This window comes from Cohaesibacter haloalkalitolerans (assembly GCF_003574655.1).
Taxonomy (GTDB): domain Bacteria; phylum Pseudomonadota; class Alphaproteobacteria; order Rhizobiales; family Cohaesibacteraceae; genus Cohaesibacter; species Cohaesibacter haloalkalitolerans.
The window spans coordinates 798,496-818,314 of the sequence record NZ_QNUM01000001.1; the positions used below are offsets into that span (position 1 = coordinate 798,496).

A 19,819-nucleotide genomic window follows, 5' to 3' on the forward strand; every position below is an offset into this window, starting at 1 on the left:
ATCTCCTCACTCTGCCTTACAGCACACCGGCTTCGTTTTTCAGTTTGTCGACCAGTTCGGCGACGCTTTCAACCTTGATGCCTGCCTTGCGGGCTTCCGGTTCAGCGGTTGAGAGCACCTGAAGGCGTGGTGCGATGTCAACGCCAAAATCTGCGGCTTCCCTTGTGTCCAGCGGCTTTTTCTTGGCCTTCATGATGTTCGGCAGGGAGGCGTAGCGTGGCTCGTTGAGGCGCAGGTCGGCGGTCATCACGGCAGGCAGCTTGACGTCGACATTCTGCAGGCCGCCGTCGATTTCGCGGGTGACCCTGGCGACATCGCCCTCGACCTTGATGCAGGAGGCAAAGGCGCCCTGACCCCAACCGAGCAGGGCAGACAGCATCTGGCCGGTCTGGTTGGCGTCGTCATCGATGGCCTGTTTGCCAAGGATTACCATGCCGGGCTTTTCTTCCTCGACAATGGCCTTGAGCAGCTTGGCCACGCCAAGTGGTTCGACGGTTTCGTCGGTCTTGACCAGGATGGCGCGGTCGGCCCCCATGGCGAGGCCCGTGCGCAGGGTTTCCTGCGCCTGCTGCACGCCGATCGACACAACAACGATCTCGCTGGCAACGCCTGCTTCCTTGAGGCGGACTGCCTCCTCAACCGCGATTTCATCAAACGGGTTCATGGACATTTTGACATTGGCCAGATCAACACCGGAACCATCGGCCTTGACGCGGATCTTGACGTTGTAATCTACAACCCGTTTGACGGGTACGAGGATCTTCATGGATTGATTCTCCCATGTGAACCGGCTTTGCCGGCTCAATTGACTTGAGCGTTGTGCAGGGGAGCCGGCTTTGGCTCATTCGAGCATCTGAAGTCTTCATGCCCCGTTTGCCGCCCCTGCTGTTGAAGGCCCGCCCGATCATCACCCGTCTCCTCAACCACGAGGAAATGCCAGGGTCTGATCACAGCTGTTCTGCAACTGACTGGATTTGGAAAAGACCATCCAATATCAGTTGCCTAAGTGAAGTTGTTCCTGATCGGGGAGGACGGTAATGGCAGCTTTTGGGCCTGTCAACAATCCGTCCGTCTGAGAAGCATGAGTTTCTGTCATGGCTCTGCTACGTTTGGGTAATTTCACGTAGCGCGCTGGAAAAGAGGTACCGATTTTCGCTTCATGAAGGGGATAAGAATGGCCCCGGTCACTGCCCCGCCGACATGGGCCCACCAGGCGACGGTGACCTCTGTGCTGGTGAGGGAATTGAAAAGCTGCAACAGCAGCCACGCCCCGAGGCAATAGATGGCCGGGATCGGCAGGGGAATACGGCCGAGAATCAGAATCCACACCCGGACATCCGGATGCAGCAGAAGATAGGCGGCGATAATGCCTGCCGTTGCGCCGGACGCGCCGATCAGCGGGACGGGAGAGCCCCAGTTGGCCAGCGCATGAGCCAGCGCGGCCCCGGCGGCGCAGAGGCAATAGAACAGCAGATAGCGGACATGTCCCATAGCATCCTCGATATTGTCGCCGAACACCCACAGGAAGGCCATGTTGCCGATGAGATGCATCCAGCCGCCATGCAGGAAGGCATAGGTGATCAGATCGGTCCATTCGAAGGCATCCGTGGTGGCGACCAGACCGGACGTGGAGGGCAGCAACTGGCTGGGGATAAGGCCGTAGGTCATGGCAAAGCCCATGAACACCGGTCCCTCTTCGCCGCCGCCCGATATCAGAAAGGTCAGCAGGTTGAGGAGGATAAGTCCGAGCGTGACATATTGCCAGCGCACATAGTGAAGCTCGTTCCTGTCATGGAGTGGTATGAACATTGCCCCTCGGTCTCCCCGCTACTGATCGCTTGCTGATAACCCCTCGGTGGCTGCCTACCGGTTCTGTCCGGGAACCCAGAGAACGTCCGCGGTCCCCTTGTCGTTCGTCCAGCGGGCGGCGACAAAGAAGAAGTCGGACAGGCGGTTGAGATACTGGATGGCTTCCGGCGTCACCGGCTCGTTGTCGCTGGCGGCGAGGGCCGTCACCAGCCGTTCGGCACGACGGGAAACCGTGCGGGCATAATGCAGATAGGCCGAAGCGCGGGAGCCGCCGGGCAGGATGAAACTCCTGAGGGGCTGAAGGTCGGCATTCAGCTGGTCGATCTGCTGCTCAAGGCGTTTCACCTGGCTTTCGATGATGCGCAAGGGTTCATACTCAAGCGGTTCGCCCGAATCTGGGGTGCAAAGGTCCGCTCCCAGATCGAACAGGTCGTTCTGGATCTGGGACAGCATCTGGTCAAGCTCCGGGCAACCGGCCATTTCAAGGCGGGCAAGGCCGACAATGGAGTTGGTTTCATCCACCGTGCCATAGGCTTCCACACGCAAATCGTGCTTGGGGCGGCGTTCGCCGGTTCCCAGTGCTGTTGTGCCCTTGTCGCCGGTGCGGGTGTAGATCTTGTTGAGACGAACCATTGAAAAGTTTCCATTCTGGTCATGCCGCAGATGGCGATTCGGTCAATCGCCCTCATACGGTGAGCCGTTTCCGATGTCGGGGCATCCTTGAAAGCGTGCCGTCTGCTTATGTTATGCTGACTGGGCACAAAAAAATGCGCCTGATGTGATGTCAGACGCACTTTAAATGGTTCCTGATCAGATACAAGATGTCTGATTGTCCGCAGGGACAGACAGACGGCTGATCGTCAGAATTTGTAACCGACGCGGGCACCGACGTTGGTCAGGCCGTGGTTCCAGTTGCCAAGACCGGCATTGGAGCTGTGCTCGACGGTGACCATGAAGCGCATGCGATCATAATCGAAGCCGAGAGATGCGGTTTCGCGGAACAGGGCGCGAGTGCCGAGCGGCTCATGATCCGGGCTGGAGTTGCCCAGTTTGCCATCGTGAACCATGCCGCCGAAGCTGGCTTCGATGAACACAGGGCCGTAGACCGGGAACAGCCAGCTGAAGCCGCCGTAACCGTAGGAGGTCTTGCCATCGGTGTTAACAGAGGCACCAAGGTGCGGGCGCGGGGTAATGATGCGCTGCCAGAAGGTGGCGTCGTCGGAAAGATCACCAAACGCGTTGAACAGAACTTCAGCCTGCAGATCAACGCTGCCTTCCTCACGACGCGCAACGTCATGAGACATGACGCCCATGCGCAGTTCGCTCAGGAAGCCGAGGCTTCCGGGGGAGGAAAATCCGCTGTTATAATCGGCAGCGACAGCCGCGCCTGCGGAAACGGAAAGCAACAATGCGGAAACAAGAGCTGCATTTTTCATGCGAAACATCCAATACATAGGTATGGTTTCCCTATCTTTAGCTCAACCCTGCGGTCGATGCTATACGAAATTCCTTAATTTTTCCGCGAGATCCCGGTTCTCCTATGGCCGTGCCTTTTTAGTCACAGCCATAGCAGCAGGTTGTACCTAGTAGGTTCTATCGCATGACATAGAGCGCCAGCATGATCAGCAGGATGGCGACAAATTGCGCGATGATCCGCCAGCGCATCAGCGTCTGGGAGCGATTCGGGTTCTTGCCGCGCATCATGTTGACGAGGCCGAAGACAAGAACCAGTGCAACGATGATCAGGGCGATCGGTATGGCAAATTGCAATATGGCGGCCATGTGCTCCTCCCGGCAACGAGGCCTGCGGCAGAATGGCGCAGGTAGCCTGCGCCGAGACTATCAGCGCATGTGCTGCAGGGAAATGGCGAGAGTGCTGAACTTTGGTCGGGAGCACCTGCGGGATGTTGGCCGGGGTTGCCAGCTTAATCGCCATAGGAGCGCAGGAAGGCATCAAGCGCTCTGGTGGGCAGGAACCGGCGCATGGCATTCATGATGTAGGTCGGCACCGTGACCATGTAGCGCGGTTTGGGGTTGGCGGAATTCAGCGCTCTGTCGAGCTTCTTGTAGACCGCTTCAGGTGGCAGTTCGAACTGACCCGGGGCATCCGATTCCATCGCCTTGAGGCGTATTTTGTAGCGATCGCGGTAGACCGAGTTTTCGGTGTCGATGGTCTTGATGAAGTTGAGGCGGGCATTTTCCCGGAACTGACTGGTAATCGGGCCGGGCTCGATCATCGAGATGAAGATGTTGCTGCCGTGCATTTCCAGACGCATGGTATCTGTCAGGCCTTCCAGCGCATATTTGGAGGCGACATAGGCACCGCGGAACGCCAGTCCGGTGAGAGCCAGCACCGAGGAGCAATGGATGATGCGGCCATAGCCCTGTTTGCGCATCACAGGAATGATGTGACAGGTCAGATCGTGCCAGCCGAACAGGTTGGCTTCAAACTGGGCGCGCAGAATATCGGTTGGCAGGTCTTCCACCGCGCCAGCCTGACCATAGGCGCCGTTGTTGAACAGCGCATCCAGCGTGCCGCCGGTGTGGTTCAGCACCGCTTCAACGCAGGCCTTGATGGACTGCGGCTCGGTATAGTCCATGTAGATGGCTGTAACGCCTTCTGCTCTCAGCGCCTCCAGATCTTCCGTCTTGCGCGCTGTGGCAAAAACCTGCCAGCCCTCGGCATGGAGGCGGAGGGCGCAGTGGCGACCGATGCCTGATGAGCAGCCGGTGATGAGAATGGAGCGCTGGGTCATGGTGTCTTTCGCATTGAAATGTCAAAAATCGCTGATGATGTCGGGAAGCCCCGGCAGGTGGTTATCGTTTGCGTTGCGGCAACTGGCGGACCGATTCCGTTGCGAAGGGATGCTTCCAGTCCGGGTGCTTCTGTTCTTCCGCCTTCAGGGCCTGACGCCAGTTGCGAATGGCCCGGAGGGATGGAAGGCGCGGGATGTGGGCCAGCTCCCAATGGATGCCATTCAGCGGATCATTGAAGAAGGTCGCGTAATAGCCGGGCGCGTAGACGGGATATTCTGCCGGAGCTTCGGTCACGGGAATGGCGTTTGGAACGAGCACTTCCTTATGGAAGTCGTCAACCTCACGACGATTTTTGGCCCAGAGCGCAATGTGGTGAATACCCACGGGCCGGGCAGGGAAATCAACCTTGTCGCCGGTTTTGGCCGGTTGAATGCCGATATAGCTGTGCGGCATCGGGAAGCGCGCCATGTAATAGGTCGAGCGGTAGCCGACGTCCAGCGTCCAGAAGCTTTTATAGCCGAGCCAGCCAAATATTTGATCATAGAAGGCGATCGATTTTTCATAGTCGAGAACCGACAGTTCCACGTGATTGATGCCGCGCCAACGCATGCTCTTCTCCTTTTGGCTTAGTGCTGCGAGTTAAGCGCGCATGGGCCTTCATGATCAAGATCTTTCATCAGTTTGACCGTGTAGGCGTGACATGGATGTGAAAAAGGCAAGGCAGGAGGCGTGAAGAGGCGGACCAGCCGGATCGCAAATCAGTTATTTTGACAAGAAAGAGGGGAGGCGCGTGCCTCCCCTCTCCAGTCTTGGAAATTAGTGACGTCGCTCGCGTTATGTGCGGCTGTCAAGCAGGCGGCGGGCGATCACCTGAGCCTGAATCTCGCCTGCCCCTTCAAAGATGTTGAGCACGCGGGCGTCACACAGCACGCGGGAGATGGCATATTCCAGAGCAAAACCATTGCCGCCATGGATCTGCAGAGCATTGTCGGCAGCTGCCCATGCCACCCGGGCGCCCAACAGCTTGGCCATGCCAGCTTCCAGATCGCAGCGCTTGTCGTGATCCTTCTGGCGGGCGGAATAATAGGTGAGCTGGCGGGCGACCATGATTTCGGCGGCCATCATGGCCAGCTTGTCAATGACACGCGGGAAGTTGATCAGCGACTTGCCGAACTGCACTCGCTCCTGAGCGTAGCGCAACCCCAGATCCAGCGCGTTCTGGGCAACGCCGATGGCGCGGGCGGCGGTCTGGATGCGGGCAGCCTCGAAGGTCTGCATCAACTGCTTGAAGCCCTGTCCCTCTTCGCCACCAAGCAGATTTTCCTTGCCGACTGTAAAATTGTCGAAGGCGATGTCATATTCCTTCATGCCGCGATAGCCGAGAACCTCGATTTCGCCGCCGTCCATGCCTTCGGCCGGGAACGGGGTGTCGTCGTCACCGCGCGGCTTTTCAGCCAGCAGCATGGACAGGCCCTTGTAGCCTGGTTCCTTGGGATTGGTGCGCACCAGCAGGGTCATCAGGTCGGCTCGCACCGGATGGGTGATCCAGGTCTTGTTGCCGGTCACCTTGTAGGTGTCGCCGTCAAGAGTGGCGCGGGTCTTGAGGCTGGCAAGGTCGGAGCCTGTGTTCGGTTCGGTGAAGACGGCAGTGGGCAGAATTTCGCCGGAGGCGATAAGCGGTAGCCATTTTTCCTTCTGCTCCTCGGTGCCGCCGCACAGGATCAGTTCGGCTGCGATCTCGGAGCGAGTGCCCAGAGAGCCGACGCCAATGAAGGCGCGGGAGAGGGCTTCGGAGACGACGCACATGCTTTCCTTGCCAAGGCCCAACCCGCCGTATTCTTCCGGAATGGTCAGCCCGAAAACACCCATCTCTGCCATCTTGTCGATTACGTCCATCGGAATGTAGGCATCCTTGAGGTGCCATTCATGGGCGTAGGGCGTGACTTCGCTTTCGGCAAAGCGGCTCATTTCGTCGCGGAAGGCTTCCATGGTTTCGTCAAGGCCGGCGTCGCCAAAGGAAGCAGCCCCCTCGGCGGCTTCCATCAGCGCGACGAGGCGAGTGCGGATTTCCTTGGTGTTGCCTTCCGCCATCAGTCGGGTGACGGCCTCGCTGCGAGCCTGTTCGATGGCCCCGGCAGGCAGGGCGAAGGTGTCGAGACGAACAATCTCGCCCTGGGTCATCGGGATGCCTCCGAAGATCTGGGCCAGATATTCGGCAAAGGCAATGCGGGTGACGAGGGATTCCATTTCACCAAAGCGGCCCTCGGCGAACAGGCTTGTGCTGTAGCCGCTCATTTCCTTAAGCGCCTCGACATAGGTGGCAAACCAGGCAAGGCCGTGAGTCAGGCGCTGTTCGGCCTCGACAAGATCAGCCTTGACGCGCCCGTCGACAGACACCTTCTCAAAGACGCTTTCGACCATGCTCCCGAGCAGGGTTTCACATTGGGCGACGGCGGCATCCATGTCGGACATCAATGTGTCAGGGATGGCGATCGGTTGGGTCTCGATGATCAAGGACATGGTTTTCCCCCCTTTGATGGCAAGTTCAGAACCCGCCGGAGGCTGCCATTGTCCGGAGCACGGCGGGGGTGCTGGTGCTATCAGATTGTCTTCTATGTTGCAGTGCACAGTGAAGGGCAACCGCTCTCTTTGCAATAAGCCAAAGGAGTAAGGTGTGGGGGACGTTAGTCGGATATGTTGCAGTGCACAGGACTTTTGTCGCAAGCCTTGCGTCAGGCTTTGCGGCGACTGGCGAGGATGACGCCGAGAGCTGTGACAATCATGCCGAGCACCTGCAAAAGCGTGATCGGTTCGCCGAACAGCAGGTAGGAGATGGTCGCTGTCACCGCTGGTACAAGGTAGAACAGCGAAGCGGTGTTTGAGACGGCGCCCTTCTCGATTAGCCAGAGCAACAGGAAGATGGCGCCAATGGAGAGCACCAGCACCAGCCAGACCAGCGCGAAGATGAAATCCGGGCTCCAGATGATGGTCTGGGTTTCCGTGAACAGGCTGAGCCCGCCGCAGAAGAGGAGTGCGGCACAATATTGCCAGATGGTGGCGGTGCGCATGTCCAGATTGGCGGCAAAGCGCTTCTGGTAGACGGTGCCGAACGAAATGCTGATCACGGCAACAAGAGAAACAAGGATCTGGATCGGGGTCACGGAGAAGGTGCCGCCGGAGAGGCGTGGTAGCAGCACCATGCAGATGCCAACAAGGCCCAGCACAAAGCCGATGACATGGTTGCGCGTGATGCGTTCGCTGAGCAGAAGATGGGCAAAGAAGGCGGTCAGCACCGGCTGCAGGCCGGTCATCAGCGCAAACAGGCCCGCAGGCATGCCATCATCGATTGCCCAGAACACCCCTGTCAGATAGAGGCCGTGGATCATGAAACCTGAAACGAAGGCGTGGGCGCTCTGGCGGGGGTTTGGCCAGCGCACCTTCTGGATGAAGGTGATCGCCAGCAGCAGCGCCAGCACGGCGCCAAAGCGCATGCTGAGGAAGGTGAGTGGCTCCGAATAAGGCGCTCCCATGCGCGAGCCGACAAAGCCGGTTGACCAGAGAACGACGAACAGCAGCGGGGCCAGTCTTGAAAGGAGGTTGGCAGATCGGGAAAACATGGCGTTTCTCTGAAGGCTTTGGGCGGTCGCAAGGACCAGTTGGTGGGAGGAAGGTGTTAGGGCAGGACAATATGCTTTATCCTGTTGTTGCCAGAATGTCCATCGGTGGTCGTTCGTCGGGTTCCGGGGTTGCGCTGCTAGCCATGCCCGACTGAACGGGCTGACTGTTTCCCGGACACTGGCTTGATTGCATTTTTGCTTCAGTGGCCTATAAAGAGGACATGCGGCCTCGGGGCAGATCTTTGGACCTTTCGGAAAGCTGGAAATGACGCGTCTTTGGGAATGGGTATTGGTGCCGATCCGGATTTTCTGGCGGTTTTCAGACAATCACGGTTTTGCATTGGCCAGCAATATTGCCTTCTCGATGCTGCTCTCCATCTTTCCCTTCCTGTTGCTGCTGACCGGGGTTTCTGTCTGGATCGGTGGCGATGCTCTGGGTAAGGTCCTGCAGGATCTTCTGGTGCTGCTGTTGCCCGATTCGATTGCCGATATTCTGCAACCGGATGTCGATGCGGTGATTGCCGAGCGCGCCAGCAGCCTTTTGTCCATTTCCCTTGTGATCTTCCTCGTCACCCTCACATCGCTGGTAGAAAGCCTGCGTGAAGGGCTCAACCGCGCCTATGGCTATTATGAGCGGCGTTCGATCCTGTCGCGGCGGGCGATGGGGCTGCTGGCCATTCTCGGCGCCATGGTGGTGATGATCGTCGTGGCGGCGGCGCTGTTCTTTGCGCCGCTGGCGTGGAATGTACTCAAACCGCACTTTTTGTGGTTCGAGGATTTTCAGGCCACCTTCAACGTTGTCCGCTTTGGGGTGGCTATCCCCATTCTGATGTTGTTTCTGGTAGCCAGCCATCGCTGGTTGCCGATGCGGATGACCGAATGGGCGGATCTGTGGCCTGGCGCACTGGCGACGCTGCTGCTCTGGTGGATCACTGCCGAGGCCTATTCCTACTATCTCTCCCACTTTGCCCAATATGCCCGCGTCTATGCGGGTCTGGCCGGTGTCGTGGCGACCCTCATCTTCCTACAAATCATCTCGATGATCTATCTCTACGGGGCGGAGGTGAATGCCTGGATCATCCGCCTCAGACGGATGCAACGCAGCCAGATGACGAGGCCCTGCCCGGACGACAAAACGGCGATGCCGTCATCGGATGAGCCGACCAACGACCGCTGAGCCCCTGCTGTCAGGGTGAGGGAGCGGACCTGAGGCGGCATGAAAAAGCCGGGTTGTCCCGGCTTTTGTCTTTTTTTCCAACCTGTGTTCGATCTGATACGATTTTTCTGCGCGGCCTATTCGCCACGGCTTGCCAGAATGGCCTCTTCCAGCGTCCTCAGCCCGGTTCGGCTGGTGTTGACGAGGCAGGACATGTTGCCCGGCTGGTGCTTGTTGCCCAGCATCAGCTCGTGTGCATGCGGGATCTGGTCCCAGCTGAAGACATCGGACATGCACGGGTCGACCTGACGGTTGATGACCATCTGGTTGGCGGCCATGGCCTGCTTGAGGTGGGCAAAGTGAGAGCCCTGCACACGCTTCTGGTGCATCCAGAGATAACGGGCGTCCATGGTCAGGTTGAAGCCCGACGTGCCAGCGCAGATGACCACCATGCCGCCGCGCTTGACGACGAAGGTCGAGACAGGGATGGTCGCTTCGCCGGGATGCTCGAACACCATGTCGACATTCTTGCCCTTGCCCGTGATGTCCCAGATGGCCTTGCCGAACCTGCGCACTTCGTTGAACCATGTGGCATATTCGGGGGAGTTGACCTTGGGCAACTGGCCCCAACAGCTGAAGTCCTTGCGGTTGATGACGCCCTTGGCGCCCAGATTCATGACGAAATCGCGCTTGCTCTCATCGGAGATGACGCCGATGGCATTGGCTCCGGCTGCGGCGGCAATCTGCACACCGAACACGCCAAGGCCTCCCGAGGCTCCCCAGATCAGGACATTCTGACCCGGTTTCAGCTCGTGTGGCATGTGGCCGAACATCATGCGGTAGGCCGTGGCGAGGGTCAGCACGTAGCAGGCGCTTTCTTCCCACGTCAGATGTCTGGGGCGCGGCATCAACTGTTGGGCCTGCACCTTGGAAAACTGGGCAAAGGAGCCGTCCGGCGTCTCGTAGCCCCAGATGCGCTGGGTGGGCGAGAACATCGGGTCGCCGCCATTGCATTCCTCGTCGTCGCCGTCGTCCTGATTGCAATGGATGACAACCTCGTCGCCAACCTTCCAGTTGCGGACCTTCGACCCGACGGCCCAGACGATGCCGGAGGCGTCGGATCCGGCGATGTGGTAGGGTTGCTTGTGCACATCGAACACCGAGACCGGCTCACCAAGACCGGCCCAGATGCCGTTGTAGTTGACACCGGCGGCCATGTTCAGCACCAGCACCTCGTGGCTGTCCAGTTTCCAGGTGGGGACGACCTCGACCTGAAAGGATTTCGTCGGTGGGCCGTGGCGTTCGCGGCGGATCGTCCAGGCAACCATTTCCTTTGGCACATGGCCCAGAGGCGGTATCTCGCCAATCTCGTACAGATCCTTTTTCTCGCCGGTCGTGCCCTGGGCAAGCAGTTCATCGGTCATTGATGCTCCTCCCGATCTCATCAGTTGTATGGCCAATGCTGCGGTGCAGCAAAATGGGTGGGAACTGTCGCATTCTATGGTGCGTATGCGAAACTATCCGAAATTATTTGGTCGGAAGATATAAGTCTTATTGCCAATTTGCATTTTGCGTGTGCGAAGAGAAACTCAGCCGCCAAGAGAGATACTCTCTCCCGGCGGCGGTTTGAGCAGGGCCGGTTGCGGGAGGCGAGAGGGAAAAAGCCGTAACACCTTGTCTCTATTGCGCTGTCCGGAGTGCTTGGACAGCCGGGAACAGGGGGAAGCTCCCTTGAGGGAAGGGAGCGGGAACGGCCTTTGCGGGAGGAGCGCAAGATGACGAGCGAAACAGCTGTAAACCAAAGTATGGAAGCTGCCGGTGTGAAAAAGTCTCCCTCCGGCAAGCCAAAGGATAGGCCGTGGATCTTTCGCACCTATGCGGGCCATTCCACGGCGCGGGCATCGAATGAGCTCTATAAGATGAATCTGGCCAAGGGGCAGACAGGCCTTTCGGTGGCCTTCGATCTGCCAACCCAGACCGGCTATGATCCGGACCATCCGTTGGCGCGGGGCGAGGTGGGCAAGGTCGGTGTGCCGATCGCCAACATCGGCGATATGCGCGAGCTGTTCGACCAGATTCCGCTTGAGCAGATGAACACCTCGATGACGATCAATGCGACGGCGGCTTGGCTCTTGGCACTCTACATCGCGGTGGCCGACGAGCAGGGCGCGGACCGGACCAAACTGGCCGGGACGACGCAGAATGACCTCATCAAGGAATATCTGTCGCGCGGCACCTATGTGTTCCCGCCCAAGCCGTCGCTGAAGCTGACCACCGATATCATCGGCTTCACCTACAGCCACATGCCGAAATTCAACCCGATGAATGTCTGCTCCTACCATTTGCAGGAAGCGGGTGCGACACCGGTGCAGGAACTGGCCTACGCGCTGTCGACGGCAATTGCCGTGCTCGATGCTGTCAAGGCCAGCAGTGTGCTGAGCGAGGAAGATTTCCCCGAGGCCGTGGGACGTATTTCCTTCTTTGTCAACGCCGGCATGCGCTTTGTGACCGAGATCTGCAAGATGCGCGCCTTTGCGGAGTTGTGGGACGAAATCTGTCATGAACGCTATGGCGTGGAAGAGGAGAAGTACCGCCGCTTCCGCTATGGAGTTCAGGTCAACTCGCTGGGACTCACCGAGCAGCAGCCGGAAAACAATGTCTATCGCATCCTCATCGAGATGCTGGCGGTGGTCCTGTCCAAGAATGCCCGTGCCCGTGCGGTGCAGCTGCCTGCATGGAATGAGGCGCTTGGCCTGCCACGTCCGTGGGATCAGCAGTGGTCCCTGCGCATGCAGCAGGTCATGGCGTTCGAGACCGACCTTCTGGAATATGGCGATCTGTTCGATGGCTCGTCGGTGATCGATGCCAAGGTGCGAGCACTGAAGGCCGAGGCGCGCGAGGAAATGGTGCGGATCGAGGAAATGGGCGGGGCGATCTCGGCCATTGAATCAAGCTACATGAAGCAGAAGCTGGTGGAATCCAACGCCAGACGCCTTGAGGGGATCGAGAGCGGCGAGCAGATCCTTGTCGGCGTCAACAAATATCAGGAAAGCGAGCCGTCGCCCCTATCCTCGGGCGAAGACAGTGGCATCCTGACCGTCGATCCGGCAGTAGAAGAGGAAGCCATCGCCAAGATCAAGGCATGGCGCGAGTCCCGTGATGCGCTGGCCGTCGAGGATGCCCTGACTGCCCTCAGCGAGGCCGCCAAGGCCGGGGCCAACATCATGGAACCATCGATTGCCTGCGCCAAGGCCGGGGTGACCACCGGTGAGTGGGCGGCGGTATTGCGCGAAGTGTTTGGCGAATACCGTGCCCCAACCGGGGTCGGCAAGGCGGCGCGTATCGATAGCGATGATCTCACCGATGTCCGCGCGGCGGTCAATGCTGCGTCCGAAAAGCTGGGGCGGCGGCTGAAGATTCTTGTCGGCAAGCCTGGTCTTGATGGTCACTCCAATGGGGCCGAACAGATCGCCGTCAGGGCGCGGGATGCGGGCATGGAGGTGGTCTATCAGGGTATCCGCCTGACGCCTGAGCAGATTGTCAACACTGCGCTGGAAGAGGGCGTCCATGTGGTGGGCCTGTCGATCCTTTCCGGATCGCATCTGGCGCTGGTGGGTGACGTGATGAAGCTGATGAAGGAAGCCGAGCTGGACGATGTGCCGGTGGTCGTCGGTGGCATCATTCCGCCCGCTGATGAAGCGCAACTCAAAGGGTATGGCGTTGCGGCGGTCTATACGCCGAAGAATTTCCAGATCAACGAGATCATGAAGAATATCGCCGAACTCGTGGCGTGATGGCGTTTGATGGTTGACGAAAGAGCAGGGCCCGACGGGATCGGGCCCTTTTCGCGTTCAGGCGGGCAATTCTTCCGCAAGGGCCCCTTCGATGAGCGTATAAAGCTCTTTGGGCTGGATCGGTCTGCGGATCCAGTCGCGGAACGGAGCGATGTCCTTCGGGGGCTCGTCGGCGGAAATGGCAAAGACCGGCAGGGCTGCAAACCCCGGTATTGCCTTGACGCGGTCCAGCAGGTCCCAGCCGCTCATGTCTTCCATATGGATGTCGAAAATGGCGAGGTCCAGAGGCGTTTCGGCCAGCAGAGCCAGCGCTTCAGCCCCCGTCTGGGCCGCGACCGGCAGATAGCCCAGCGCCTTGAGCAATTCACCAAGGATCAGCAGATTGGTCCTGTTGTCATCAACGATCAGGATCGTTGCGCCATCATGGTGTGGGTGCTCTTCCTCCGGCTGACCGATGCTCCCGGTAGGGAGGCCCTTTTTCTCGTTACGGCTCTCGATCGGTAGCCGGATGTCAAAGCGGGCACCGTGCGGATGGTTGGCTGTCGCGGTTATGTTGCCGCCGAGACCGGAGAGAATGTGGCGGGCGCTCCAGAGGCCCAACCCCTTGCCGTCGACTGCGTCGTGGCCTGCACCGCGATGGTAGGGTTCAAACAGCAGGTCGGGGGTGTCGCTGCCAAAGCCCGGCCCGGTATCGCACAGGCTGAGGAGCAGCATGGAGGGTTCGGAGCCGTGTCGCTCCATGGCGGTGTTGAGCGTTATCTCCGCTCCGGGCGCATATTTGAGTGCGTTGTCGAGCAGCAGCATCAATGTCCGGTGTAGATAGACCGGTGCCGGGGCTGGCGGGTTCGTCGCTTCAAGCGCCGGATCAACTGACAGCGAAAACCGGGTTCCATGGGCGTTGGCAAGCACACCTGCCAGACCTTCGAATTCGGAAAGCCAACGAACAAGGCTGATCTCATCCTGCTGCGAAGGCTTGTGAATCTCCGAGCCGCCCTCGACCATGGCCATGGCATTGCTGGCCGCGAAATGCAGTGCATCAATGAGCGCGGCCGTCTTGTCCGGATCCGATGAGGCTCTGATCAGGTCGGTCAGAGACACGATCGCGCTCAGATGTGTGCGCAAATCGTGACGAAAGCTGTCCGTTTTTTGATTTTTTGTATCGGTATTCAGGCTGTTTCTTGTCATAATCTATGCTATAGGCACACACTGTTGTTCATTAGAGTGCGGGCATGTGTCTTATGATGCCCTGTATTCTATACAGGTTCCAACACTATTTTCCTCAACCCGCTTGTCATTTCGGTCTAGGCCCGTTTGTCGCGGGGCTTTCTGTTCGTCCCGGACATCATCTCTTCTGATCCCTTCCTTCCGGAGCTTCTATATGCTCGATATTTTTAATATTGTCTTTCCCATCTTTGCCCTGATTGCCATCGGCTATGGCCTGATCTTCTCCGGGCTTATCCCGCGGGAGGCGGGTGCGGCCCTTTCGAAGTTCGTCTTCACCGTGCCATTGCCGTTGACCATGTTCCGGTCTCTGGCAACCGCCAATCTTTCAGAGCAGGCCCCCTGGTCCCTGTGGGGTGCCTTTTTCCTTTGCCTGTTTGTCATGTTCGGTCTTGGCATGCTGGTCACACGCATCCTTTTTGGGAGGGAAGGGAGCGTGTTGGCCGTTGCGGGGATTTCGGCGGGCTTTTCCAATCTGGTGCTGCTGGGCATTCCGGTCATTTCCTCGGTGTTCGGGCAGGACAAGCTCGTGCCACTGGTCATGCTGCTGACAATCCATCTGCCGATCATGACGCTGCTCAGCTCGATCATGGTCGAGATCTACGCCCGCGAACCGGGGCAGGCGCTCGATTTCGGTGCCATCCTGCTGAAGGTTGGCAAGGGGCTGATGCGCAACGCGATCATCATCGGCATTCTGGCCGGTGGGGTCTGGGGCTTCCTTGGCCTGCCGATCCCGCATCTGGCGTCTGCGGTCATCGACCGGATTGTGCCGATCACCGTGCCTCTGGCGCTGATGGCCATGGGCATGAGCATGCGGGAATACGGGTTGCAGGGCGACATCCTCAATGGTCTGGCGCTGGCGATCATCAAGACGATGGCCTTTCCGGCGATGTTCTATCTCGTCACGGCCACCATTCTGCCGCTGCCCAATGAGTGGATCGCCGTGATCCTTCTGGGTGCTGCCAGCCCGACGGGCGTCAATGCCTATCTGCTGGCCAGCCATTTCGGCGTCGGGCACCGGCTGTCAGCCAACGCGATTTCCCTGTCGGTGCTGGTCTCGCTGGCGACCCTGCCGTTCTGGATCTCGGTGGCCCATTCGATCATGGGGCAATAGCGGCCGGTTCTTTCGATGTGAAGGCTTCAAGATCGGCGTCGCTCCAGCGGATCAGGCTTCTGATCTGGTTCGGGGTGACGCCGTCTTGCCTCAGTGCCTTCAGGCTGAGGCTCTGGCGGGATTTGGACAGCTTCTGCCCGCCAATATCGGTCAGCAGCCGGTGATGATGATAGACCGGCGCGGGCAGGCCCAACATGGTCTGCAGCAGACGGTGCAGGCTGGTCGCCGCGTAAAGATCCTGACCACGAACAATGTGCGTGATCCCTTGGGTGGCATCATCGATTACCACCGACAGATGGTAGCTGGTCGGGCAGTCCTTGCGCGCCAGAATGACATCGCCCCAGACTGCTGGCATGGCGTCGATGCTGGCGCAACGCGGATAAAACGGCGAGAGCGGGCCGTTCTCCTGCCAGATGAGGGGGGCGGTGTGCTGTTGTCGGGCTTTCTGCATGTCAACCCGCCATGCCACATCTCCCTTGTCGCTTTCCTTTTCCGACAGCATTGCGCGCGGATAGAGAAATGCGCCGTCCGGATCGCGGGGCCAGTCCTTGCCGGTTTTGTTCTGCCAGTTGGTAACGGCGGTTTGGATGTCCTTGCGGCTCGCAGTTGAAGGATAGACGAACCCCTGCTGCTTCAGGGCTTCAAGCTGTCCGGCATAAACGGCAAAGCGGCCTGATTGCCGCATGACCGGTTCTTCCCAGCGGATGCCGAGCCAGTCAAGATCATCCAGCATCTGCGCAATTTTATCGTCGGTGCAGCGGATCGTGTCGATATCCTCGATGCGCAGCAGGAAGCTGCCTCCGATCCGTCTTGCCGCCTCGAAATTGAGGAGGGCTGACAGGGCATGACCCAGATGCAGGGCGCCGTTGGGGCTAGGGGCAAAGCGGAAGGTCGGTTGCATGGGGCAGTAAGAGGTCCGGCTGGTGTTGCGCCCTGCATTGATAGCCTCTAGATGTGAGGTTCGTCCAGCAATTTGGCTGGAGGAAAGGGAGAGCCTTGTTGACCTGTTTGCATAGTCAGAAAGACCTTGATGCCTCGCTCGCGCGGCTCGTTGCGCTCGACCCGCGCCTTGCCGGGCTGGTGGCCCCCTGCGGGGCGATTGCCTTGCGGCGGCAGCCGGCAGGGCTTGAGGGGTTGTTGCAGATCATTCTGGCGCAGCAGGTTTCCGTGGCGTCGGCGCGAGCCATCTGGCAAAAATTTACCGACCGGTTCCCTCGCTGCGATACCCGTCTGCTGATGGAGGCCAGCGAAGAGGATTTGCGTGCCTGCACCCTTTCCCGCCCGAAGATCCGCACAGTGATGCGGATCATGGCTACGATCAGGGACGGATTTGACCTTGATGGTCTGGCTGACGAAGAGCCGGAGGCTATCCGCCGCGCCCTCATTGCGCTCCATGGTGTTGGTCCGTGGACTGCGGATGTCTATTTGCTGTTCTGCCTTGGGCGGGCCGATGTGTTTCCTGCTGGCGATCTTGCCCTGCAGGTGGCTGTTGCCGATGCTTTGGGGCTTGATGGTCGTCCTTCAGAAAAGCAGCTGGCTGCTATGGCTGAGGAGCATTGGGCGCCGGAGCGCGGCGCGGCGGCGCATTTGTTCTGGGCGCACTATCGGGTCATGAAAAAAGGGCGCGAAGGCATTCTCTAGCCTTCACGCCCGAAAGGATCATTGTGGCCGGTTGGGGTCAGTCGCGGTCCTTGTGGATGGCCTGCATCCAGGTGCCGAGGAAAGGCAGACGGGAGAACAGTGGGGCCAGCGCGTTTTTGGACAGGAAGGCACCGCAGAGCGCAATGATGACCTCGATGGAGGACAGAACCGCATTCCAGCCGCCGAACGACAGGCCGAGGATACGCAGCTGGGCTACATCGCAGCTTACGAGCTTGGTGGTGCGCAATTGTGCCAGAAGGTTGGAGGCATCCTTGGTGATCGGCACGGTGTTGGCACAATCATTCGGGCCAAGCCAGAATTCCCATTCCGCGCCAGCCTGATAGACCCCCACGCTCGCGCCATAGAGCAGAACCCCTGCCAGCACGATGAAGGCCACGCGAATGACAACCGGCGGCAGATTGCGCCAGACCAGCAGCAGGGTGGCCAGTGTGAGCGGGATCAGCGAATAATGCACGTGGCGCTGGATGTAGCACAGCTGGCAGGGCTGATAGCCGCCGATATGCTCAAAGCCCAGCGAGCAGGCAGAAATGAAGAGGGCTCCCAGAACAAGAAGTGTTGCTGCCAGAGCTTGCGGTTTGCCGATCGGGGCTGTCAGTTTCATGGATTTGGTCTTTCGGATAGGATCTTGTTCTGTGTCGTTATAGACGAACCATGACCAAATTTTGTCAATGGCCCTGCATGCTGCAAATCGTCCCAATTCCGAGCGGGAAGGATCTGTGGCACGCCTACAACAGATATTTGACTGCGGCAAACCCGCCGACCAGTAGAAGCATCATCAGGGTGAATACGAGGCCAAGGCGCCTTTCGATGAAATCGCGAATGGGAGGGCCAAGCCAGTAGAGCAGGGCGGCCAACACGAAGAAGCGCAGACCACGGGCCACAATGGACGCGGCCATGAAGACCGGCAGCGACAGGCCCGTTGCGCCAGAGGCGATGGTGATCACCTTGTAAGGGAACGGAGTCAGGCCCGCGATGAGGACGATCCAGACGCCCCAGTCGTTGTAGCGCTCGGTGAACGAGGCGAACTTGTCGGCATAGCCGTAGAAGGCAAGGATGGGCTCGGCGACTTGTGTGAACAGCAGCGCGCCAATGGTGTAGCCCAACAACCCGCCAACCACCGAGGCAATGGTGCAGATGGCGCCATAGAACCAGGCCTTTTCCTTTTTGGCGATGACCATCGGCACCAGCAGGGTATCTGGCGGGATCGGGAAAACCGAGCTTTCGACGAAGGAAACACCGGCCAGTGCCCAGGTGGCGCGACGGCTGCTGGCCAGCCCCATTGTCCAGTCATAGAGTTTGCGAAGCATGGGATTTCCCTTGCGCTGGTTGAAGATGCGAACCGGTCTTGTTTGTGGTCCAACACGCTTGCATGCGGATCTTGCCGTTGTTTTGCGAATACCTTGCGTGTTCGGCCTATATATGGGGGCAGATGGCTCCCTTTTTCCAGACCGGTCTATATCGGAAGCACGGAATGGCTGTCAATTCGTGTTGAATATGGAAGTTTTATGGCGGTTATGAGTTGACGGGGAAGATTTCTCTTCTATATTCGGCCCACACGATGCCCCTGTGGCGGAACTGGTAGACGCGACGGATTCAAAATCCGTTTCCTTCACCGGAGTGCCCGTTCGAGTCGGGCCAGGGGCACCACTTTTCCTTTTTTCGCAGACGCTGAGGAATGATCCGGACACGGATGTCATTTTCCTCGCCGATGCGCTCTTCTAGAGCGCGATCTGCGTCTGCATGGCATTCTGGGGAACTGAGCATGAAGCTGCTTTCTGCCGCAGGGCATCGGTGCATGCCTTGGAAGAACGGCAAGGGAGAGACGGTGGAAATCGCCATCTCACCGGAAGGTGCCGCGCTTTCCGAGTTCGACTGGCGGCTTTCCATGGCATCCGTCACGGAGCCAGGGCCCTTTTCACCCTTTCCGGGCATCGCGCGTGTGCTTGCCATCGTATCGGGTGGTGGTTTGCAGCTCACCCTGTCCGGGCGAGACGTCCGGGTGGAGCGGCATGGTCAGGCCATTGCCTTCTCGGGGACAGAGACGGTTACCAGCGTTCCTTTCGACGGGCCTGTCCGTGATCTGAACCTGATGGTGCGCGAAGGCCGCTATCTGGCCGGTATCGAGCGCTTGCCGGGAGAGGGTAGCCAGACTCTGGCAGTTGCTGAAGGTGTCACCTTCATTGTCGCCCTCTCATCCTGCCGTGTCATCCATGAAAACACGGTCTTGCCACTTGAGCCCCTTGATGCCCTGCGTCTGGACCCCGGCGATCCGCAAGTGAGGCTCGAGGGGGACGGGGGGCACTACGAGGTCCTTGTGGCCCGGGTCAGTGAGGCTTCTTTGCCAATGACGGATTTGCCAGAGGCAAACTGAAGCGTGCCATTGCCGGGCATGGCAACGGGAAAACCCAGATCATCAAGCCTCCCGACACCGCAGAAGGATTTCAGCGGTTCCCAAGCCGATGGGTGGTTGAACGGACATTTGCATGGCTGGCCGACCTGCGGCTGTCCGCGTGTAACAGGCCTGACCAGTTATATATTGGCGCCGGTCATCTGAGCGTTTGATTCCTCAGGATGATGAAGCCAGCTCCAGCGAATGGCGAATTGTGGGGCCGGTTGCGCCTGTTTGCAATCATGGGTGGATTTTCTGGGCTCGGTTTGTGGCTGCTTCTGGTCGATTCTGTTCAATAAT

General features: G+C 58.9%; 20 protein-coding genes and 1 tRNA gene. 7 read left to right on the forward strand and 14 right to left on the reverse strand.

The genetic code is table 11. The features are described 5' to 3' along the window. Positions 1–16: 16 nt before the first annotated feature. The 9 genes from DSL70_RS03435 to DSL70_RS03475 form a co-directional block, all read right to left on the reverse strand. Positions 17–766: an electron transfer flavoprotein subunit beta/FixA family protein gene (locus DSL70_RS03435; protein ID WP_119306456.1), complete on the reverse strand. Its 750-nt coding sequence runs from the start codon at positions 764–766 to the stop codon at positions 17–19. A 353-nt stretch (positions 767–1,119) separates the two neighbouring features. Continuing rightward, on the reverse strand, positions 1,120–1,809 hold the full coding sequence (locus tag DSL70_RS03440; protein ID WP_119306457.1) for a rhomboid family intramembrane serine protease: 690 nt from the start codon (positions 1,807–1,809) through the stop codon (positions 1,120–1,122). A gap of 54 nt (positions 1,810–1,863) precedes the next feature. Continuing rightward, positions 1,864–2,442 (reverse strand): cob(I)yrinic acid a,c-diamide adenosyltransferase, encoded by a 579-nt coding sequence (locus tag DSL70_RS03445; protein WP_119306458.1) that lies wholly within the window; start codon positions 2,440–2,442, stop codon positions 1,864–1,866. A 227-nt stretch (positions 2,443–2,669) separates the two neighbouring features. Beyond that, a complete protein-coding gene (locus tag DSL70_RS03450; RefSeq protein ID WP_162916310.1) occupies positions 2,670–3,245 on the reverse strand; it encodes an acyloxyacyl hydrolase in 576 nt (191 codons plus the stop codon). A gap of 157 nt (positions 3,246–3,402) precedes the next feature. Beyond that, positions 3,403–3,591 (reverse strand): twin transmembrane helix small protein, encoded by a 189-nt coding sequence (locus DSL70_RS03455; RefSeq protein ID WP_119306460.1) that lies wholly within the window; start codon positions 3,589–3,591, stop codon positions 3,403–3,405. A gap of 143 nt (positions 3,592–3,734) precedes the next feature. Next, the gene (locus tag DSL70_RS03460) at positions 3,735–4,565 is read right to left on the reverse strand and encodes an SDR family oxidoreductase (RefSeq protein ID WP_119306461.1); all 831 of its coding nucleotides are present in this window, start codon (positions 4,563–4,565) and stop codon (positions 3,735–3,737) included. 61 nt (positions 4,566–4,626) lie between these two features. Then, positions 4,627–5,175, reverse strand: a complete 549-nt coding sequence (locus tag DSL70_RS03465) for a VOC family protein (protein WP_119306462.1) — start codon at positions 5,173–5,175, stop codon at positions 4,627–4,629. A 225-nt stretch (positions 5,176–5,400) separates the two neighbouring features. Next, positions 5,401–7,086 (reverse strand): acyl-CoA dehydrogenase family protein, encoded by a 1,686-nt coding sequence (locus DSL70_RS03470; RefSeq protein ID WP_425359329.1) that lies wholly within the window; start codon positions 7,084–7,086, stop codon positions 5,401–5,403. Between the two features lie 212 nt (positions 7,087–7,298). Further along, positions 7,299–8,183, reverse strand: coding sequence for a DMT family transporter (locus DSL70_RS03475; RefSeq protein WP_119306463.1), 885 nt, complete (start codon positions 8,181–8,183; stop codon positions 7,299–7,301). Positions 8,184–8,448: 265 nt separating this feature from the next. Here DSL70_RS03475 and DSL70_RS03480 point away from each other — a divergent pair, with 265 nt between their 5' ends. Beyond that, positions 8,449–9,360: a YihY/virulence factor BrkB family protein gene (locus DSL70_RS03480; RefSeq protein WP_119306464.1), complete on the forward strand. Its 912-nt coding sequence runs from the start codon at positions 8,449–8,451 to the stop codon at positions 9,358–9,360. Positions 9,361–9,476: 116 nt separating this feature from the next. On the opposite strand, the gene ccrA is transcribed toward DSL70_RS03480, so the two are convergent. After that, entirely contained in the window at positions 9,477–10,763 is a 1,287-nt protein-coding gene (ccrA, locus tag DSL70_RS03485) for a crotonyl-CoA carboxylase/reductase (protein ID WP_119306465.1), read from the reverse strand. A 381-nt stretch (positions 10,764–11,144) separates the two neighbouring features. On the opposite strand from ccrA, the gene DSL70_RS03490 reads away from it, so the two are divergent. After that, positions 11,145–13,133, forward strand: coding sequence for a protein meaA (locus DSL70_RS03490; RefSeq protein WP_119306466.1), 1,989 nt, complete (start codon positions 11,145–11,147; stop codon positions 13,131–13,133). Positions 13,134–13,190: 57 nt separating this feature from the next. Here the strand turns inward: DSL70_RS03490 and DSL70_RS03495 are convergent, their stop codons facing one another. Further along, positions 13,191–14,231 carry a hybrid sensor histidine kinase/response regulator gene (locus tag DSL70_RS03495; RefSeq protein ID WP_162916311.1) on the reverse strand — a complete coding sequence of 347 codons (1,041 nt, stop codon included), beginning with the start codon at positions 14,229–14,231 and terminating at the stop codon, positions 13,191–13,193. A gap of 280 nt (positions 14,232–14,511) precedes the next feature. On the opposite strand from DSL70_RS03495, the gene DSL70_RS03500 reads away from it, so the two are divergent. After that, positions 14,512–15,468: an AEC family transporter gene (locus DSL70_RS03500; protein ID WP_119306468.1), complete on the forward strand. Its 957-nt coding sequence runs from the start codon at positions 14,512–14,514 to the stop codon at positions 15,466–15,468. Here the strand turns inward: DSL70_RS03500 and gluQRS are convergent. After that, positions 15,455–16,369 (reverse strand): tRNA glutamyl-Q(34) synthetase GluQRS, encoded by a 915-nt coding sequence (gene gluQRS / locus DSL70_RS03505; protein WP_119306469.1) that lies wholly within the window; start codon positions 16,367–16,369, stop codon positions 15,455–15,457. The two genes, DSL70_RS03500 and gluQRS, sit on opposite strands and share 14 nt — an antisense overlap. Before the next feature lie 98 nt (positions 16,370–16,467). Between gluQRS and DSL70_RS03510 the strand changes: the two genes are divergently transcribed. Continuing rightward, complete coding sequence (locus DSL70_RS03510) at positions 16,468–17,109, forward strand: DNA-3-methyladenine glycosylase family protein (protein WP_119306613.1); 642 nt, start codon at positions 16,468–16,470, stop codon at positions 17,107–17,109. Between the two features lie 37 nt (positions 17,110–17,146). Here the strand turns inward: DSL70_RS03510 and DSL70_RS03515 are convergent, their stop codons facing one another. Beyond that, entirely contained in the window at positions 17,147–17,731 is a 585-nt protein-coding gene (locus DSL70_RS03515; protein WP_119306470.1) for a disulfide bond formation protein B, read from the reverse strand. 124 nt (positions 17,732–17,855) lie between these two features. Continuing rightward, positions 17,856–18,437 carry a YqaA family protein gene (locus DSL70_RS03520; protein ID WP_119306471.1) on the reverse strand — a complete coding sequence of 194 codons (582 nt, stop codon included), beginning with the start codon at positions 18,435–18,437 and terminating at the stop codon, positions 17,856–17,858. Between the two features lie 253 nt (positions 18,438–18,690). Here DSL70_RS03520 and DSL70_RS03525 point away from each other — a divergent pair. The 3 genes from DSL70_RS03525 to DSL70_RS22860 all read left to right on the forward strand — a co-directional run bounded on the left by DSL70_RS03525 (position 18,691) and on the right by DSL70_RS22860 (position 19,692). Then, positions 18,691–18,777, forward strand: a tRNA-Leu gene (locus tag DSL70_RS03525). A 115-nt stretch (positions 18,778–18,892) separates the two neighbouring features. Next, positions 18,893–19,501: a HutD/Ves family protein gene (locus tag DSL70_RS03530; RefSeq protein WP_162916312.1), complete on the forward strand. Its 609-nt coding sequence runs from the start codon at positions 18,893–18,895 to the stop codon at positions 19,499–19,501. An 8-nt stretch (positions 19,502–19,509) separates the two neighbouring features. Continuing rightward, complete coding sequence (locus DSL70_RS22860) at positions 19,510–19,692, forward strand: transposase (RefSeq protein ID WP_425359335.1); 183 nt, start codon at positions 19,510–19,512, stop codon at positions 19,690–19,692. The last annotated feature ends 127 nt before the right edge of the window (positions 19,693–19,819 follow it).